The organism is Paenibacillus oralis (genome assembly GCF_003863965.1).
In the GTDB taxonomy this organism is placed as follows: Bacteria; Bacillota; Bacilli; order Paenibacillales; family Paenibacillaceae; genus Fontibacillus; species Fontibacillus oralis.
The window spans coordinates 6,140,039-6,158,634 of record NZ_RRCN01000001.1 but is presented as its reverse complement, the minus strand read 5'-3'; the positions used below and the strand labels follow the sequence as shown (position 1 = coordinate 6,158,634).

Annotated in this window: 12 protein-coding genes and 1 pseudogene; 10 read left to right on the top strand and 3 right to left on the bottom strand. The window is 54.4% G+C overall.

Translation table 11 applies throughout. The annotated features are described in order from the left end of the window. Window positions 1-34 precede the first annotated feature (34 nt). A complete protein-coding gene (modB, locus tag EHV15_RS27425) occupies window positions 35-709 on the bottom strand; it encodes a molybdate ABC transporter permease subunit (protein WP_128634026.1) in 675 nt (224 codons plus the stop codon). Window positions 710-718: 9 nt separating this feature from the next. Continuing rightward, window positions 719-1,567: a molybdate ABC transporter substrate-binding protein gene (modA, locus tag EHV15_RS27420; RefSeq protein ID WP_128634025.1), complete on the bottom strand. Its 849-nt coding sequence runs from the start codon at window positions 1,565-1,567 to the stop codon at window positions 719-721. Window positions 1,568-1,757: 190 nt separating this feature from the next. Here modA and EHV15_RS27415 point away from each other — a divergent pair, with 190 nt between their 5' ends. Genes EHV15_RS27415 through EHV15_RS27405 form a run of 3 tightly spaced genes read left to right on the top strand, consistent with a single transcriptional unit; the run spans window position 1,758 to window position 5,027 of the window. Beyond that, window positions 1,758-2,777 (top strand): helix-turn-helix transcriptional regulator, encoded by a 1,020-nt coding sequence (locus EHV15_RS27415; RefSeq protein ID WP_128634024.1) that lies wholly within the window; start codon window positions 1,758-1,760, stop codon window positions 2,775-2,777. Between the two features lie 43 nt (window positions 2,778-2,820). Further along, window positions 2,821-3,795: an aldo/keto reductase gene (locus EHV15_RS27410; RefSeq protein WP_128634023.1), complete on the top strand. Its 975-nt coding sequence runs from the start codon at window positions 2,821-2,823 to the stop codon at window positions 3,793-3,795. Window positions 3,796-3,842: 47 nt separating this feature from the next. After that, window positions 3,843-5,027, top strand: a complete 1,185-nt coding sequence (locus EHV15_RS27405) for a hypothetical protein (protein WP_128634022.1) — start codon at window positions 3,843-3,845, stop codon at window positions 5,025-5,027. A gap of 422 nt (window positions 5,028-5,449) precedes the next feature. Here the strand turns inward: EHV15_RS27405 and EHV15_RS27400 are convergent, their stop codons facing one another. Then, on the bottom strand, window positions 5,450-5,839 hold the full coding sequence (locus tag EHV15_RS27400) for a hypothetical protein (protein ID WP_128634021.1): 390 nt from the start codon (window positions 5,837-5,839) through the stop codon (window positions 5,450-5,452). 948 nt (window positions 5,840-6,787) lie between these two features. Between EHV15_RS27400 and EHV15_RS27395 the strand changes: the two genes are divergently transcribed. The 7 genes and pseudogenes from EHV15_RS27395 (at window position 6,788) to EHV15_RS27365 (ending at window position 18,595) form a co-directional block, all read left to right on the top strand. Continuing rightward, complete coding sequence (locus tag EHV15_RS27395) at window positions 6,788-7,690, top strand: transposase (protein WP_128634020.1); 903 nt, start codon at window positions 6,788-6,790, stop codon at window positions 7,688-7,690. A gap of 639 nt (window positions 7,691-8,329) precedes the next feature. Continuing rightward, complete coding sequence (locus EHV15_RS27390) at window positions 8,330-10,291, top strand: hypothetical protein (protein WP_128634019.1); 1,962 nt, start codon at window positions 8,330-8,332, stop codon at window positions 10,289-10,291. A gap of 59 nt (window positions 10,292-10,350) precedes the next feature. Then, window positions 10,351-10,470, top strand: a pseudogene (locus tag EHV15_RS27385) (hydrolase); the annotation flags it as partial. Between the two features lie 179 nt (window positions 10,471-10,649). Then, complete coding sequence (locus EHV15_RS27380; RefSeq protein ID WP_178075979.1) at window positions 10,650-14,324, top strand: dynamin family protein; 3,675 nt, start codon at window positions 10,650-10,652, stop codon at window positions 14,322-14,324. 474 nt (window positions 14,325-14,798) lie between these two features. Further along, on the top strand, window positions 14,799-15,986 hold the full coding sequence (gene purT / locus EHV15_RS27375; protein WP_128634017.1) for a formate-dependent phosphoribosylglycinamide formyltransferase: 1,188 nt from the start codon (window positions 14,799-14,801) through the stop codon (window positions 15,984-15,986). Continuing rightward, window positions 15,983-16,438: a GNAT family N-acetyltransferase gene (locus tag EHV15_RS27370; protein ID WP_246061799.1), complete on the top strand. Its 456-nt coding sequence runs from the start codon at window positions 15,983-15,985 to the stop codon at window positions 16,436-16,438. The genes purT and EHV15_RS27370 overlap by 4 nt, the downstream gene beginning before the upstream one ends. Before the next feature lie 912 nt (window positions 16,439-17,350). Continuing rightward, window positions 17,351-18,595 (top strand): branched-chain amino acid ABC transporter substrate-binding protein, encoded by a 1,245-nt coding sequence (locus EHV15_RS27365; protein WP_128634016.1) that lies wholly within the window; start codon window positions 17,351-17,353, stop codon window positions 18,593-18,595. Window position 18,596 lies beyond the last annotated feature (1 nt).

Sequence of the window (18,596 nt, the reverse complement as noted above, 5' to 3'; positions counted from 1 at the left end):
GAGGGGGTTTTTGGCTTGCGCTTTGAAGAGCGCTCTAGTCGTTTTTAAATCTGGACGAAAGCATCAGCAGCAAAAACGACAGCAGGATCGTGCAGCCCGTGAGCGCCCAGGCGAGCGGCATATTGCCGGCATCGACGGCAAAATAAATGGCTGTCGGTATCGTTTGCGTCCGGCCGGGAATGTTGCCGGCGACCATCAAGGTGGCGCCGAATTCGCCCAGCGCGCGGGCGAAGCCGAGAATAAAAGCCGCTTGCAGCGACCGCAAGGAGAGCGGCAGCACGATATGAATAAGCACCTGCCACTCGTTGGCCCCTTGCGCGCGAGCCGCTTCCTTGACGTCTTTGTCCACCGACAGAAACCCGGTTTTCAGCGTTTGATAGATCAGCGGAAAGCTGACGACGCTGGCGGCGACGATCGCTCCGAGCGGCTGAAACACAAAGGACAGGTTCAACCAGGCGGAGGCCGCCTGACCGATCCAGCCGTTTCGGCCAAGCAGCACGAGCAGGATAAAGCCGACGACGCTGGGCGGCAGCACAAGCGGCAGCAGGAACGCCGTCTCCAGCAGCGATTTGCCGTAAAAAACCGCGGCCGCCATCCGCCATGCCACCACAAGTCCGAGGAGAAATGCAATCACCGTTGCGGCAATCGATACCTGAAGCGACAACAGGACCGGCGACCAAAAATTTTCCGACACGAATAATGAATTCATTACGGGCCGTTACTCCGCCGGGTTAAATCCGTATTTTTTAAACACTTCCATCGCCTCATCGGTTTGCAAAAACTCGTAAAAAGCTTTAGCCTCGTCCGGATGTTGGCTGCCCGTCAGCACGCCGGCCGGATATTCGATCGGGTCATGGCTTGCCGGGTCTGCGGTTAGCGCAATCTTCACTTTGTCGGAGACGGCGGCATCCGTTTTATATACAAAACCCGCATCCGCATTGCCTGTTTCCACATAGGACAACACCTGCTTCACATCTTTCGTCAAAACCAGCTTGGGCTGCAAACTGTCCCAAAGCTTAAAATAGGAAAGAGTTTGCTGGGCATATTTGCCGGCGGGCACGGATTCGGGTGTCCCGATGGCGATGTTTCCGGCCTGCTCCAGGTCCTCCAGCGCGTTAATTTGAACGGCAGAGTTCCCCGGAACGATGAGCACCAGGTCATTGGTCAGCAGGTTTACCGATAATTCTGAATCGATGAGTCCTTTGTCCAGTAATGCGTCCATCTGCTTCTTTCCGGCCGACAAAAACAAATCCGCCGGCGCGCCTTGCTCGATCTGCTGCTGCAGCGTCCCGGATGCCCCGTAATTAAAGGTAAGATTAACATCGTTGTGGGCGGTTTCGTAAATTGTTTTTAACTCGTCCATACTCTCGGTAAGGCTGGCCGCGGCGGAAACGAGCAGTTCGACTTTCGGGGAAGCGGTTGAATTTGCGCCGGACGCTTCCGCCTGGGCGGCGGTATCCTTATTGGCCGATGCGGCGTTGTTTGCTGCGCTTCCGCAGCCGGAGATGACCAGCATAAGCGCGGTCATCATCGCGGCCAGCAAAGGTATCATTTTTCGTTGAAACATGAATCTTCCTCCCTGGTTATAACTAATTATATCTAGATTATACTAAACATAATGAAGTGTATAGAGATTTCACGCACATTTCAAAAATAAAATTCGTCCTGACCGCGCCGTTCATTGAAATATAGCGGGAACATCAGTAAGATAAGTCTAGCTGGAACAATTCATAGATGACGTGTACAAGGAGAAACTCATGACCGAACCGATCTCTTACACGACCGAAGAAATCGCCAAATTACTTAAAGTATCCAAATTAACCGTTTATGATCTGATCAAAAAAGGAGAGCTGCCCGCATATCGCGTAGGCAAACAAATGCGGGTGGATTCCACGGATCTCGAAGCGTATAAACTTAAAGCGAAAAGCGGAAGCACAGCGGGCGGCACTGCGCCAGGCCGGCTTGGCGGCGGACCCGCCGGCTTCGTTGCGGCGGACGTCCAACTAACGCCGTTGACTCCCGTATCGCTGCCGGTCAGCAACGCTGACCCCAATGACGGAGTAAAACCGCTGGTCATCACGGGGCAGGACCCAGGCCTTGATTTGTTGGCGAAAGCGCTGGAAAAGCGAAGCTCCAAATTCCGGCCGCTGCGCTCCTTCGCCAGCAGCATGGACAGCTTGGTGGCCATGTATAACGGCGGGGCGGATATCGTCAGCACGCATTTGTACGATGGCGACACCGGGGAGTACAACCTTCCGTATATCCGTAAATTGTTTATATCATTGCCTTATCTTGTGTTTCATTTCGTGACGCGCAAAGCGGGATTTTACGTAAAGCAGGGGAACCCTTTGGGAATCACGGCCTGGGAGGACCTGGCGCGTCCGAATATTCGTCTGATCAATCGGGAAAAAGGCTCGGGCGCCCGAGTTTTGCTTGACGAGCAGCTGCGGCTTAGGGGCATCGTCCCGTCGTCGGTAAACGGCTACGAGCAGGAAGAAACGACCCATATGGGGCTGGGCGGACGGATCGCGCTGGGGCAGGCCGATGTCGGCGTCGGCAGCGAACGCCCGGCCCGCATCGCCGGCTTGGACTTTATCCCGCTGATCGCGGAGCGGGTTGACCTGGTGGTGCTGAACAAACCCGAAAACCGGGAATGGATTGCTCAGCTTCGCGAGGCGCTGCTGTCCGCGGAGCTTCGGGACGTGCTTTTTACCTTGGGAGATTACGATTTGTCCTCAACCGGACAAGTGATCGCCGGCAGTGAAGCCGGGTTGTGAGATGAAGCGTGAAGGGTGAAAAGGACAAGCAGGAGGAATGATCATGAAGTATCGGCGTCTTGGAAAAAGCGGGCTTGAAGTTTCGGTGCTCGGCCTCGGCACAAATGCATTCGGAAAACGCGCGGATCGGGAAACATCCATTAAACTGATCCACCAGGCTTTGGACAGCGGCATCAATTTTATCGATACGGCGAATATTTATGCGGGCTCCGAATCCGAGCGGATCATCGGCGATGCTTTGGCGGATAGAAGGCAGGGTGTGGTGCTGGCGACGAAGGCCGGGCTAGTGCGGGGAGAGGGACCCAACGCCAGCGGCTCTTCCCGGCTGCATTTGCAGCAGGAACTGGAGCAAAGCCTCAAACGGCTGAAAACCGATTATATCGATCTGTACCAAATCCATACGTTTGACCCGTATACGCCGCTGGATGAAACGCTGCGTACGCTGGACGACATGGTCCGCACCGGGAAGGTTCGCTATATCGGCGCCTCCAACTACGCGGCCTGGGAATTGATGAAAGCGATCGGGATCAGCAAAGTCCGCGGCTGGACGAGCTACGTTTCGACGCAGGTCAGTTATTCGCTGGCGGACCGGACGCCCGAACAGGAGCTTGCTCCGATGTGCGTGGATCAAGGCGTAGGGATTATACCGTATTTTCCGCTGGCTGGCGGCATTCTTAGCGGCAAGTACTATTCCGTCAAAGAGGCGCCGGCGGGCTCCAGAGCGGATACCGATCCTAACTTCGGCAGGTTTTTGGATGAGGAGCGGATTGCCCTTGGACAGCAGGTGAGCCGGCTCGCCGCCGAGCGCGGGACCTCGTCCAGCGCGCTGTCGCTGGCGTGGCTAATGACAAGGCCGGCGGTCTCGACGGTGATCGTGGGCGCGACGCGGCCGGAGCAGCTCGAGGATAATTTGCGCAGCGTATCCATGGACCTTGATCCGGACATCCTCGCGCAGCTTGATGAGCTAAGCGGCCGTTTCCGCTATGCAAAGCCATTTGCCTTGTATCGGCTGCCGTAATCCGGGCTTGGATCAAACTTGCTTTTAGGAAGGCAGGAATCGCATACATGACAAAAGGGAAGTCAACAACTTTCAAAATTGCACTGTTCGTTCTGCTGGTGGCGGGAGCATTGGCAGGATGCCAAAACGAGGATAAGGGCGCGGATAAAAATGCAGCTTCGCCGGTGCAGACGAATGACACCTCCGCCGGGCGAACGCCGAACTCAAGCGTTGAGACAGGGGCTTCGCTAACGCCGGGTTCCCCGGAGCTTCGGACGAGCGGCGGTAATATCACAGACCAGCAGCGCATTATTCCGGGCACGTATATCATCGGCTATTATGATCCTGCGAATGTGGGTATTGCTGAAGTCAAGAAGCTTGGCGGGGATCAATACCATTTGAACGTACAGGTCGTCCGGGGCTTTAGCCATCATAATGGGGAAATCGATGGCGATTTTCGCGTTGACGGGCAACGGCTGGTGTTCACCGATGAACTATATCGCAACGTTTCTTTATCGTTTACGGATGGCGCGCTGACGATTGATTACCCGGAGGAAGAAGGTTTCGGCGGTGCCAATGCGGAACCCAGAGGGACGTACTTTTTGCAAAATTCGGGGACCGAAGACGCGCCGTTCCTGACCGGACTATATGATCAAGCGGGGGTGGAGGAGGTCTACCGGAACGGGTTTACGGATGTGTTTACCTATCCTCTGGACGATGATCAAAATCTGCTGCTGCTGCGTTCTCAAAGCAGCGTCAACCACGCCGTCACGGCCAGCGAGCACATCGTCATACATAACCATAAAGAAGACCGCTTCATCCTGATCGGGGAAGTAGTACCCTACGATCTTGACGGCGTACGGGAGCAATTAAAAGCGTATAACGTCGATGAGGAACTTGTCTATGAAGTCACTCGCAAGGAATATGCCGATCGTTATAAAGAAGTGTTGATGAAGAGGTTCGATCAGGGGCAGCCGGAATTTTTGAACGGAGCGGTCAATTTAACCGATGAAGAGGCTTTTTATATCGTCATGGGAATTGAAAATAGCACGGCAGCGGAAAACAACCGGCGGGACGATCAAAACATCGGTTCCATCTTCATCCAAGAGGTGGACCATGCGGACGAGCAGTCGGTCACGATTCATATTTACGAGGAAGTCCGCAATGACGAGACCGACACGCATACGGCGACAGCGGATTGGTTGTCGGTAGACCGTCAGACCGGCAGGGTAGTTAGCGAGCTGTTCGATTAGGGGCAGAAATGCGTGAAGGAATGCTGGTTATCTGCACATTGGGCGGCAATCGCAAGCAAAAAATGGCGGCACAAGGATGATTTTCCGGTGCCGCTATTTTTTTATTTACTTGCCAGAAGCCAAAACTCATCGCAACTAAGGTCGTTCCTCTCCCTCTCATTGGAAAAATCCAATAGATTGCCGGAGATCGAACGCCATTTTGAACTCTCATCGGAAAATATCCAATAGAATTCACTCAAGTTGCCCGTTTTACGCCCGCCGAGCCTAATCTATTGGAAAATCTCCAATCAAGCGGCTGTATTTGCCACGGAATTTCCAATTCTATTGGATATTTCCAATCTAATTCAGGATAAGGTATGTATTTTTTGTCGTCCAATTATAGACCAAGAATTTGCTTCATTCCCTTTCCTTCCAACACGGAATTAGGTAGTTGCCGCCGACGATACTCCAGCATCAGCAGATGATGGCGCGGGGGCCGAGTTGCTGCTTTCCGGCCGGCTGCTCTCGAATTGCTGTTTGGCCGCATCGGAAATAAGAACCGTATCTCCATGCGCATTCGACGTTTCTTCTCCGTTCACCGGCTCCTCCTGCGGCTTTTCCTCAACTTCCTCTTTAACCTCAGGGATATGTGCGAACAGCGTCCCTACCGTTTCCTGCTCCATCTGCATCTGCATCGCTCTGGCCATCATTCGTTTCTCCGCCGCGGACGCGCCGCTTTGGGCAATTTGCATAAGCTGCTCCAGTCTGGATGGAGGTGGCTGCTGAGCGGAAGCGCCCGATCGCAGCATAGATGACATGGATTCCAGTTTCATTATGGGAAATCCCCCCTTCTATTGAAAAATGCTGCCTTTTACATATATCGGCCAGATGGCCCTTTATCTTTAATGCAGAGCGCTCATGGGGAGAGTTCGGCTTCTGCGCTAACGGTTGTAACCTATGCTTATTTGGCCCAAAAGACGGTGTTTCCTTTTCTAACGGTTCTAAGCGCGCTTATTGGTTTGGAATTGCCCCTTAACTCCAGGTAAAACGTGAAATAAGGCCGATGGCATCTGTTACAGCTTGGAAGTCCCGTTTTTGCCCGAATAGCGCCGCTCAGAACCGTTAGATTTTTTTTGCACTCTTTTGTGCTCTTGACCAACTTCACCTGTTAAGCACCGATTTCGGTTTTGACCCAAATTTCCGGCAGATTAGCAAAAGATATAGTAAACTAAGCTAGTAGTACGGAGCGGATGATAAGTTATTAATCAACTTTCGCGGCAAAAAATCGGCAGACAAGTCTTGATTTAGCTGGGTAAAGCAGCAATCCATTGCCGGAGTTGACGCTGAATCATAGGCGGACGGTGTCTTCCCTAAATCGGGCAAGCAACATGACCGCTTTGTTACGATTCCGCTTAAACATGGAAGCATCAACGATGAAGAGGGCGATCCGCTGAGGTCAGCGCACCCATTTTTTGCACCGTAGCCGTTTCGAGCAGTGGCACAAATCGACGCCAGGTGAGGGGGTTGTCTAAAGGGTTGGTGTCTTGGTATCTTGGTGTCTTGTCCCTGCCTGCAGCCTTTGCACGATTATCCCTTTCGTCCAGGAAGGGCAGGGGGTGGGGGCTAGAGCAAGGGTTCCAAAAAAAGAGAGAAGAAAAAGAGAGGGGGAAAAAATGAGGCGGTACAGGTGAGATTTTCGCCTTGATAAGGGAACGTACGTTTGTTATAATAAAACAAATAGAACGTACGTTCGTAAATTCTTGATTCGGGGGCGAGCGAACATGGAGGTCAATGCGGGAACGGAACTTCAACCATTCAGCAGCCGTTATAATAGCGAGCAGGCCTGCATGGAGGCGCTGATCGCGATGAAGTGGCGAAGCGGCTTCGTCTGCCCGCGCTGCGCTCACACCCGGTGCAGCCGTCTGACTTCCCGGCATATCCCCTTGTTCGAGTGCGGAAAGTGCAAGTATCAAACGTCGGCTTTGGTCGGCACGATTTTTGAACGAACGCATCTGCCCCTGCTCAAGTGGTTCAAAGCGCTGGAGTTGTTCCTGCTCCCTGACGGCATCTCGGCGATACGGCTGAGCAAGGTGATCGGAGTCACCTATAAAACCGCCTGGTTGATGCTGCACAAAATACGCCATGCCGCCCTAGAGTTCGATGCCCGGGAGCTGCTCTGCGGAGACGTGAAGGTGAACAGCGACCTGTATGGGTGTAATCCGTCCCGGTTTCAGTTTTCGCAGCCGTACGCCTCGGCGGTAGTAGCGGGATGCACGGTCACGGAGTCGGGCGAGCCGGAGCAGGTCAAAATCCGCATGGTGCCGCATAAGAGGGGAGACGGGAAAAGAGCAAACCGTCTCGAACTCGCCGCGTTCATCAACGGGCATGTGGATGTCCGTACATCGGCGGTAGAGTCGTTTCCTCTAGCCTATCGGCTGTATGCGCCCTTGCGGAAAGTGGTGAGAGAGGCGTGGGAATCGCTGAAGAGTACATATATAGCCTTGGGATTGAAGCATCTGCAGGCGTACCTGAACGAGTATACCGTACGCCGCCGGCTGCACCTGCCCGGAGCGGAAGATACGATGCGGCAGAAGTTGCTACACATGTGTGTGGCGATTCCGGCGATCCCTTACCGCCGGCTAATTGCACGCCAACCGAACCAGCCCCTTGCGGCTGCGGCTTGATCGAGACGTTGGAACGGTGGGAGTTTGACGCAGATCAACTTAATGGGTAGGGGTTAGCTTAATGCGGATCAACTTGATTGGTGTGAGTTAGCATGAACGGTGTGGGCGTTGCTGCAAATGGAAGGGTTCAGGCTACAGCAAAATCACGGTCTTTTCGTTTCCCTCGCGTCTTGTCCTTGATCTCCTGTCTTGATCTCTAGTCCGGTCTGTTTCACCTCCCCTAAACCTGATTCCTTCTCCTAAGCCCGTCTAAATTATCTCGAACCGATCTGCTTCTCCACCAAATATTTTCTTCTCCCGAGCTTGTCTGTTTCTCTGCTACCTGATCAAACGGGATAATCGTGCAAAGCGGCCAGACGTGAGTGTTGATCTGAAGCCCAACCCACCGGTCTTCTCTGTCCTCAAGCTTCCAATGCCCTTCCGCGTTCTTGCCACGATCGGTTTTGGACTTGACTTTACCAAACGAAGCGGTGTTTTTCTATTTTGCAAGCCGCCTATCTTAATTCTTTGAAAATCTTCAGCTCAAAGGCTCAAGCTGATTTTTGCTCTGTGAAAGTTGAGTTATTATTTACTTAATGTCAATTTTAAGAGCCGTAATGATGCAAGGGTGCATATGAAAATGAATGGAGTTTAGGCATAATGAATCATCCATCTCTGCTTTCCGGAATCGTTAAGGAATTCATTCGGCAGTGTCCCAGACGAGAAACCGTCCGCAACCGGATAGAAGTCGCTCAAACGCTGAGACAAAACGGTATTCCCGTGTTTGAGGCGCTGCTTGATTTTCAGGAAAAATACGGGGGAATGTTTTACGAGTTCGGCGGGCTTAAGGATCAAAGTTTCGTGCTCGATGCCATGGGGCCTTCCCTGTACGGCGGCGGCTTGCCCAAGGTCATGAAGTATGGGGACGAGGAAGTTGTTGAATGCCTCTATTTTAGGGACATCTATTGGGGTAGAAGCTGTTACATGGATAGGTATGGAGCGCTGTATGTTTTGCTGGTGAACGGCGAGCTGATGTTTTTCGAAAACCGGGCAGAAACGTTCATCGAAAACCAGGCTATTCTGTACGGCTTGTTGGGCAAACAGAAACAATGGGTGACAAGCACGGTTTATGAATCGCAGGTATCGGCCTGGATTTCAAATGCAGCGCCTGCTCCTATCTTGCTTACTCCGAGCCATCAAGAAGCATCACAATGGTGGAAAAGCCCGGACGAACGGTTATATGTGCATATCCAGCGGGTTAAAGGAAAAGATGTGACCGGCACCGCCTACGCTGCGGAAGCGGATGATCTTTCACAACTTACTTCCAGGGATGTTTATTCCGCCCAAGGCTTTCCTTTTCATTGCTATTATTACCCGGAAAAAAAGCTTCTGTATACCGGCGACATCCGGCAACAGTATTATTTTAACCGCAAGCTGTACAACACCGGCGACTATGCTAAAGTAACGATTGCGCATGTGCGGGATACGAAGGAAATGCGGTTGTATTTAACCGGACAGAAAAATTACCCCGTCGAGCGGCCAATAGAAGACTTTTTGTTGAAGCTGCCGGCGCTTGAGCTGCCTGCCGGGGATTATGACGATACGTTGATCGGCTATGCGCGGGAACAGGGAGACGAAATGATCTTAAAGCTGATATCCCATATCGCCGATATGGAATATCGCGATCTTCCCGGCAGATCGGCCGCGGAACAGATGGTGGACGGCTTGTTGTACCGGGAATTTTTGCGGCGGATGGCCTTATTTGCAGACTCCTATTCCATAAGTGCGCATCCACTATATTTTAACGCTCAAAAGCTGGTGGAGAGACCCGACGAGTATGAACAGGTTGAAGAGGATTACGCTGTGTTGCGGAGAATGAGGGGGGCTTCTCCGAGCTTTATCAGCCGGATGGCTTTGTTTTATATGAAACGCGCCCGGGAAGGAAACGAGGCGGCCCGAAGGGCTTACCGCGTATACGAACCATTACTGTTGATGTACGGCATCGGGGGATATATCTTGAAGGAGCACGGTTTCATCGAGGTTGGCGGCGGCGCGTTCCATCAAGGGAGCTGGCGCAATCACATCGGGAAGGAGCCGATAGAGGATCTCTACCGGCGGATAGAGCAAGCTTGGAAGCATCGCAACCGGGAATATGCCTTGGAGGAAATTCGGCGGATCAAATGGGATCAAAAAACGGCCCGAACCGGACGGTTAAGTGCTGAAAACAACGTTGAAAATTCCGAAATGCTACGAGCCCGGTTCAATCGGTTGGAGCTTCGGCTTGGCCTAAGCCCGGATGATGTTGAGGAAAGTGACGATCCTGCTTGGGAAGGCGAACGGTTGATGCCGGCGCTTCTCAAGGCTCGCCTCAAACTGCGCAAGTTTTCGGGAACCGTCGCACCGTTAATATGCGAAAAATATGTGCGGTGGTCCATGTTGTTGGACCGGCAGCACCCCGTTTCCTTACAGAATCCCTGTTTGTACGAGCCGTTCCTTGAACTGCTTCGCGAACAGGATAATATAGAGGAGTGGGACAAACGGGCGGCCGTCTTGCTGCAGCTTTTTGAACGGGAGCCCATGGTGAATTATGCCGATTATTTACGCAGCAAACATCAAAGCTGATTTGAACCGGAGGGGAGATTATGTCCAATACACCTACACCGGATATGGAGCAAATGGTTGCAGATTTCTACGAGGTGGAACATGGCGGACACTTTTTGGAAAGCGACGGATTTACAACGTTGCCGATCGTGTTCGATGTACTGAATAAAATGCATGCAGAGGTCTGTTTTTTTGAATAAAAAGGAAGTTGTTGACTAAAAACCTGCCTAATTGCAGGTTTTTGTTTTGCTAAATTCCCGCATGTATTTGGTCTTACTTGGTGGCGATGTTGTCTTCCCCAAGCAGGGGAGGAAATGTTAAAATGTTGATATTCCAAAATGAAACTAGATTTCGCAGAGTGGAAGGCGGAGATTGTTTTATGAAACCGATTACGGTAGCAACCGATTACGATATGCAGAGCAAGTTGGAGGGGCTGCACGGCGTGCTGAGTGAAGGCGGAGACGACCAGGCGGCCGGGGAATTGCGGGAGATTCAGGACAAACTGGAGCGGAAAGAGCTGACGATTGCTTTTTGCGGACATTTTTCGGCGGGCAAATCGAGCCTGATCAACAGCTTGTGCGGCAAATCGGTTATGCCTGCGAGCCCCTTGCCGACCAGCGCCAATGTCGTTTTTATTCGCAGCGGGGCGCCTCGCGCGGTATTAAGCTCGTCCGATCCGGCCCAGCCGCCGGTGGAGATGCCCGTGGAGCATATCGCCGATTATGCCCGGAACGGCAAAGATTATACGCGCGTGGAGCTGTGGGACAAGATTGAACTGCTGGAACAGGGCGGCGCGCTGCTCGATACGCCGGGGGTCGATTCGAACGATGCCGGTCATGAGCTTGCCACGCACTCCGCATTGCATTTGGCAGACGTTGTTTTTTATGTGATGGACTATAATCACGTATCTTCGGAAACGAACCTGAGCTTTGCCAAAGCGTTAAGCGATTACGGCAAGCCGGTTTACATGGTTGTTAATCAGATCGACAAGCACCGGGAGGAAGAGCTGCCCTTTGCCCGCTACCGGGAATCGGTGAGCCAGGCTTTTAAAGTATGGAACATCGGGATGCAGGGCATTTTTTATATTTCTCTAAAGCGGGAAGAACATCAAGGTAATATGCTGCCGGCGCTGAAGCAAACGATTAAGGAAATTTTGGCGCGGGGAGCCGGCCTGCTGGATTACGGGGCATATATGTCGGCGGCGCAAACGGTAAACGACCATCTGGCGCAGATGGCGGAAAAAGAGCGGCCGCAGCGGGAGGCGCTGCTGGAGCAGGCGGGCGGCGAAACCGAGGTGCAAAAACTGGAAGAGGAATGGGCTAGACTCGAGCGGGCCGAAGCTTCCGGGGGTGAGACTGTCTGGGGGGAGCGCAGGCAGGAATGGATGAACCGGATCGGCAAAGTGATCGATTCCGCCCAGTTGATGACGCCGGCGCTGCGTGAGCAGGCTGGACTGTTCCTCGAAAGCCAGGCGCCGGGGTTCAAGGTGAAGGGATGGTTTGGCGGAGGCGGAAAAACGGAAGCGGAAAAAGCCAAACGCCGGGAGACGTTCCTAAGCGGCCTGGGCGAGCAAACGGAAGCGCAGCTCGGCTGGCATGTCCGCCAGGAGCTGCGGACGATCGGCCAACATTTGCAGCTGTGGGATGAATCCTGGGAGGAGCGGCTCGATGCGCTGCTGCCGCAGCCGGAGGCGGCCTGGATCAGCGAAGCTTTGCCCGGCGGGGCGATGTTGTCCGGCGAGTCGACGCTGCATTACGCCGCGGCGGTGGCGGCGGGCGTCGCCGGCCGCTACAAGCGCGCGGCCGCGGCGGTGCTGGATGCGCTGCTGGCGGCGCCGTCGCCGCTGCGCGCGGCGGAAGCGGCCGCGGCAACGGCCCGGCGCGCCGAGCTGGCGGCGCGCCTGCCGGCCGCCCGCGCGCTGGCGCAGCTCGCCGCCGCGCGGGCCGCACGCGAAGCGCGCCTGGGCGCGCTGCTCGGCGCGCCCGTGCCGCTCACCTCCGGGCTGCTGCCGGAGGTGCAAGAACCCGCGCCGCGCCCGGCCGGCGGCGCGGCCTTGCCCGGCGCCTGCGCGGCTTCGCCCGCGCCAGCGCCGGCGCTGGCGGATGCCGCCGGGGGCGACGCCCCGGCGGCCAAGGCGCAGCCGCGCCCGCCGCAGGCCCGCGGGCGCGCGCTGCAGGCCGCCGCGCGCCTTGCGGCCGCGGCGGAGCTGCTGGCTCCCCACCCCGCCTTCGGGACGGGGGTGCGGGAGCTGACCCGGCGCGCCGCCGAGCTGCGCAGCGGCACGTTTACCGCGGCGCTGTTCGGGGCGTTCAGCGCCGGCAAATCTTCTTTCGCCAGCGCTCTGCTGGGCGAAGCCGTGCTGCCGGTATCGCCGCATCCGACGACGGCGGCGATCATCCGGGTGATGGCGCCCAAAGGCGGACAGCGCCATAATTCGGCCAGCATCCGCTTCAAAAGCCGCGAAGCGATGGTCGAGGATTTGGCGTACTCCTTCGGGGCCCTGGGGCTTGGCGGCTGGCAGGAGAAAAGCTGGCTGGAGACAGTCAAACGTCTCGAAGCCGCCGAGATCCCGGCTGCCGGGAGAGCGCATTTCAGCTTCCTGAAAGCGGCGGCGGCCGGTTGGGAGGCCGCCGGGTCCCTGCTTGGCCAAAGCATCGTCGCAGACGCCGCCGAGTTCGGAAGATTTGCGGCGGAGGAAGAGAAAGCCTGCTTTGTAGCCGATATCGATTTTTATTACGCCTGCCCGTTGACCGAGCAGGGGATCGTGCTGGTGGACACGCCGGGGGCGGATTCGATCCATGCGCGGCATACGGGCGTTACGTTCCAATATATGAAAAATTCCGATGCGATTATTTTCGTGACCTATTACAACCACGCTTTTTCCCGGGCCGACAAACAGCTGCTCAGCCAACTTGGCCGCATGAAAGGCAGCTTTGCGCTCGACAAAATGTTTTTTGTCGTCAACGCGGCGGACCTGTCGGCGTCGGATGACGAACTCGCGGCGGTGGTGGAGTACGTAAGGGACGGGCTGCAAACCGCAGGCATCCGCGAGCCGAACCTGTTTGCGCTGTCCAGTCTGCAGGCGCTGCGGACGGAACAAGGCGGGGCTTCTGGAGACACGGGCTTTGCCCGGTTCCGGCAGCAATTCGCCAAGTTCTTGGAGGTTGATTTGGGCAGCCTTGCCGCGGCGTCCGCCTCCGCGCTGCTGGAGCAGACGAAGGAGCGGCTGGCGAAATGGATCGCGTCGGCCGATAGCGATGCGGAACAGGCGGAGCGGAAGCTGGCCGCGCTGACCGATAGCCGTGCCGCCTTTGAAGCCGCAGTCAAGGAGTTCATGGCCGTCGAGATCGGCCGGGAATGGAATCAGGAGAACGAAGAGCTGTTGTTCCACGTCGTACAGCGGTTAAGGCTGCAAGCGCTCGATGCGTATGCGGAATATTTCCACCCGTCACTGCTCCAGGACGGCGCGGGTCCATTGAAGCGGAACTTCTCGATCGCCATGCGCGGATGGGTTAGCCAAATCTCGGGCGAGCTGGAGCGCGAGCTGCTGGCGACGACGCTGCGTCTGGAGCGGAAAGCGGAGGCACTGCTGGCGAGGGAAGCGGAGAACTGGTGCCGCGGGAACGGGGCCGGGTTCGATATGCCGCTTGAAGCGCCGGCTCCGTCCGGGGAATGGAGCACCCCGGAGATTCTGGAAGGCTTGCTGGACAACGCGTATTTTTCGCCGGAAGACTATTGGCCGTATTTCAAAAATCCAAAAGCTTTTTTTGAGGGACAGGGAAAAATGCAGCTGCGCTCCAAGCTGGAAGGCCCGCTTACGGAGCGGCTTCAGGAGCTTGTGCACCGCATGCAGGGCGTTTTCCGCGACCATTATGCCGGCGAAATCGAAAAACGCAAGCAGCAAATCGCCGGATATTTCACGGGTCTTTGGCAGGAGTGGGAAGACAGTTTGAAGAGCCTGAAGGTTACCGAGGAAGAACTGGCCCATTGGCAACAAGCGGAAGCACAATTAGGCAGATATCGGGAGGAAGTGGAAGCTTTTCAGGAAAGATAATCCGGTTTTTGCCTGAGCTATGCAGGCTAACGGACCGAAGCGACCTTATTTGCCCCAAAATACGCCGTTTTCATTTCTAACGGACAGGAGTGCCGCTATTTGCCCGAAAAAGACCGGATACTTGCGCCTTAATGCTGAATAAGGTCTGTGGTGTCCGTTATATTTTGCAAACTGTTGATTTTATCGGAATAACGTCGCTGGTGTCCGTTAGGATTGGCTTTAACTCCGAACCTGCGACAACATCGCCGTATTGGACCATGGGGAATTCAAGGAATCTGGAACATACCGGAAATGGATGGCTAAAAAAGGGTCTATTACGTTTTGGTGGAAGCACAATTCTGCTATTTGTAACTTTTTAGCGAAAATTGTTCCGAATTTTAATTAGAAGTATTGCAATCTTGGCCATAAAACCTGAAAATAGGTGTAGAGTGTTAAATAATTGTTAACTCAGCGTTAAGGGGGATTTAACGTATCATGTGGGGTGCTCCTGCATCAAGAAGCCCTAAAACGATCATGCTGCTCGGCAGCGGCGAACTCGGCAAAGAAGTCGTAATCGAAGCGCAGCGCCTGGGCGTTCGCACGATTGCCGTCGACCGGTACGAGCATGCGCCGGCCATGGGGGTTGCCCATGAAGCCCACGTCATCGATATGCTGGATCCGGAGGCTTTGAAATCGCTTATTCTGCAAGTCAAGCCGGATTTGATCGTCCCGGAGGTGGAAGCGATTGCCACTCAGGTGCTGGTTGAACTTGAAAGCGAGGGCTTTACGGTGATTCCGACGGCCACGGCGGCGAGGCTGACGATGGATCGCGAAGGAATCCGTCGCCTGGCGGCGGAGAAGCTGGGCTTGCCGACCGCCGGCTACCGGTTTGCGGATAGTTTGGAGGAGCTGAAATCGGCGGCCGAAGAACTCGGTTTTCCCTGCGTGATCAAGCCGCTCATGAGCTCTTCCGGCAAAGGGCAAAGCGTGTGCCGCAGCCAGGAAGACGTGCAAGTGTGCTGGCGGATGGCGATGGAGGGCGGGCGTGCCAAAAACACGAGGGTCATCGTGGAATCGTTTGTGCCGTTTACGAGCGAGATCACGATGCTCACGGTCCGTTCGGTTTCCGGAACCGTGTTTTGCCCGCCGGTAGGGCATATTCAGCGGGACGGCGATTATGTGGAGTCGTGGCAGCCTCATTTTATGAGTGAGGAACAGCTGCGCGAGGCGCAGGACATCGCCCGCAAAATCACGGATGCGCTGGGCGGATACGGTCTGTTTGGGGTTGAACTGTTTATCACTCCGGACGGCGTCGTGTTCAGCGAAGTTTCCCCAAGACCTCATGATACGGGAATGGTCACGATGGTGACCCAGGATTTGTCGGAATTTGCGCTGCATGTTCGCGCGATTTTGGGCTTCCCGATTCCTTCGGTAGAGCTGCTGACGCCGGGGGCGTCGGCGACGCTGAAAGGCGGAGAGGGCCGGGAAGGCGAAAACTTCCGGATCGCGGGAATCGGCGAGGCGTTAAGCCTGCCGCGGACGCAGGTGCGCATATTCGGAAAACCGCTATGCAAACCGGGCAGACGAATGGCAGTCGCACTGAGTGCCGCAGAAGATGTGGAAACAGCTCGCAGCCGCGCGAAGGAAGCGGCAAATCTATTAAAGGTGGTATGGTTCAATTGAGTATTCAGGTGCTTTCTCCGGCTTTGGTCATTCGTAAAGGATGTTGTGACGATTGTCAACACATGCTTCCGTTAATGCGCCAGCTTCGTTACCCGACTACGCCCAGCGTGCTGAAGGAACGTCTATCCATGCTGGAAGAACATCCGTTGTTCAGCAGTCTGGTGGCGGAATTGGACGGGGTTATTGTCGGAACGGCTTTTCTGAAGCAATATCAAACCCATGATATGAGTAGACCGGTAACGCAGATCACGGCTCTGATCGTAGATGAGAAGCATCGGGGCAGCGGTTTTGGGAAACGCCTGATTGAGGAAGCGGAGAACTGGGGACGCCAGCGCAGCAGTTCGGAGCTGATCGTGTCCACGGCACGCGAGAATTACATGTCCGCTAAATCGTTTTACGAACACCTGGGCTTCACGAGCTTGGGCTATCGCTTAAGCAAGTCATTGCTGTAAAGCGAACGGACTATAATTGGCCTGATAGTTCTTAATTGATATAGGCCCCTCTTTTTTGGAAGGGGGGCTTTTTTGTGTTCTGAGCCTTGTGGTGCTTAGAGATCAGCTGCAAAAGTGCAGTTCATTTGCTGTGAATTTCCGTTTTGAGGCGGTTGAAATGCAAAAGTACATCTGTTTAGGGCCCATTGAATAAAAAAGACGACTTTAACGAGATATGAAATGCACTTTTGCATTTCGTAGAATTCTGCACCTTGTAGTATGCTGTTACTTCGTTGCTGCCTTGCTGCTGCCTTGCTGCTGCCTCGCAGCTACCTCGTTGCTGCGTTGCTGCTGCCTCGCAGCTACCTCGTTGCTGCGTTGCTGCTGCCTCGCAGCTACCTCGTTGCTGCGTTGCTGCTGCCTCGTTGCTGCCTCGTTTCTACCTCACCCCTACCTCACTGCCACCAGACAGCCATCTCACTTTCAACTAGCTTCCCGCCCCAATTCACATGCTTCCTCAATCCCCATGCCCCTTAATCTGCTGCAACTGAAATCTCACCCGTTTTATCGTTTTTCAATTTCCGCATCGCAGCGGATTTATGATGGGCAGCGACCGTTCTTGGGTGTGCCGAGGCATCTCCTGTTGGAATTTTAAATGTTAATTTTTTATTAATTAAAATATCAGATAAAGTTAATAAACATATCATAAATTGTTTAAATATCTAACATTGGCGAAATAAACAGTTGACAAAAATCGCCTTTCTCGTGTAAATATGGAGTTGTAGAGGTTTTTATACTGATTTGCGTAAAAATAACTTACACAAACATGACATAATAAAGGCGGTCAGTGAGAAACGCAAACCATTGTGAAGGCCACTGAAGCGGATTAAGGCCGGTTGCCTACACGCATACAATTTCTGGGAGGGTTAAAGTATGAAGGTGAAAAAAGGTTTAGCGGTTTTCTTGGTTTCTTTTCTCATCATTGGTTTACTTTCGGCGTGCGGTTCCAAAGGGGGAGGAAGTACGAGCGGCGGTAACGGAGCCGGAGGCGGCAACGGAAGCGGGGCGGCCGGAGGCTCGTCAGGCGGCGATTTGACCGTGATCAAGATCGCTTCCCAATCGCCTTTATCCGGCGGATCGGCGATCCAGGGGGAATCGATCAAGCTCGGGGGCCAAATGGCGCTTGAGGAACGGCAAGCGGAATTCAAGGAACTCGGCTTCGATCTGCAATACGTGCCTTACGACGATCAAGGCGATCAGAAAAAAGGCGTGGCCAACGCCGAACTGATCGGCGCCGATCAGGCGGTCATGGCGGTGCTGGGGCACCTGAATTCCGGCGTATCCATTCCGAGCTCGGTCGTTTATGAGAAATACAGTATTCCGATGGTATCTCCGGCCAGCACGGCCACCGAGTTTACCGACCGCAAGCTGAAGGTGGTGAACCGGGTTGTTGCCCGCGATGATTTTCAAGGGCCGGCCGGCGCCGAATATGCCGTCAAGACGGTAGGCGCCAAAAACATTTTTGTCATTCAGGACAAAACGGCTTACGGCCAGGGGCTGGCGGACGCCTTCAAAACCGCGGCCGAGGAGCTTGGCGCAACGATCGCGGGTTACGAAGGAATCACGGTCGGCGAAAAAGACTTCAACGGCGTTCTGAACCAGGTGCTCAGTAAAAAGCCGGACTTCATCTTTTTCGGGGGGATGTATGCGGAAGCCGGACTTATTGTGAAGCAGGCGCGGGAGAAGGGCATTACCGTTCCGATCATGGGCGGGGACGCGCTCGATTCCTCGGGAATGGTCGACATTGCCGGGGATAAACTGACGGAGGTGGCTTACAGCTCCGTATCGACCGACATCACCAAGTCGAATCAGGCCTGGGCGGACAAATATAAGGAGAAATTCGGCAAATCGGTTGAAAACTATTCGGCATATTCCTATGACGCGATGAACGTTATTTTGAACGGGGTGAAAAAGGCGATTGAAGCTAACGGCGGCAAGCTTCCGGCGCGTGAACAGGTGCGCGACGCCGTGCGGGCGACCGCCGATTTCGATGGGGTGGCCACGAAAGTGAGCTTTGATGACATAGGGGACAACAAATACGCGAAGGTGTTCATCTATAAGTTTGAAAACCAAGCTTACCCGGGCGCGATGGTTTCGGAAATTGAACAGCCTAAATAAG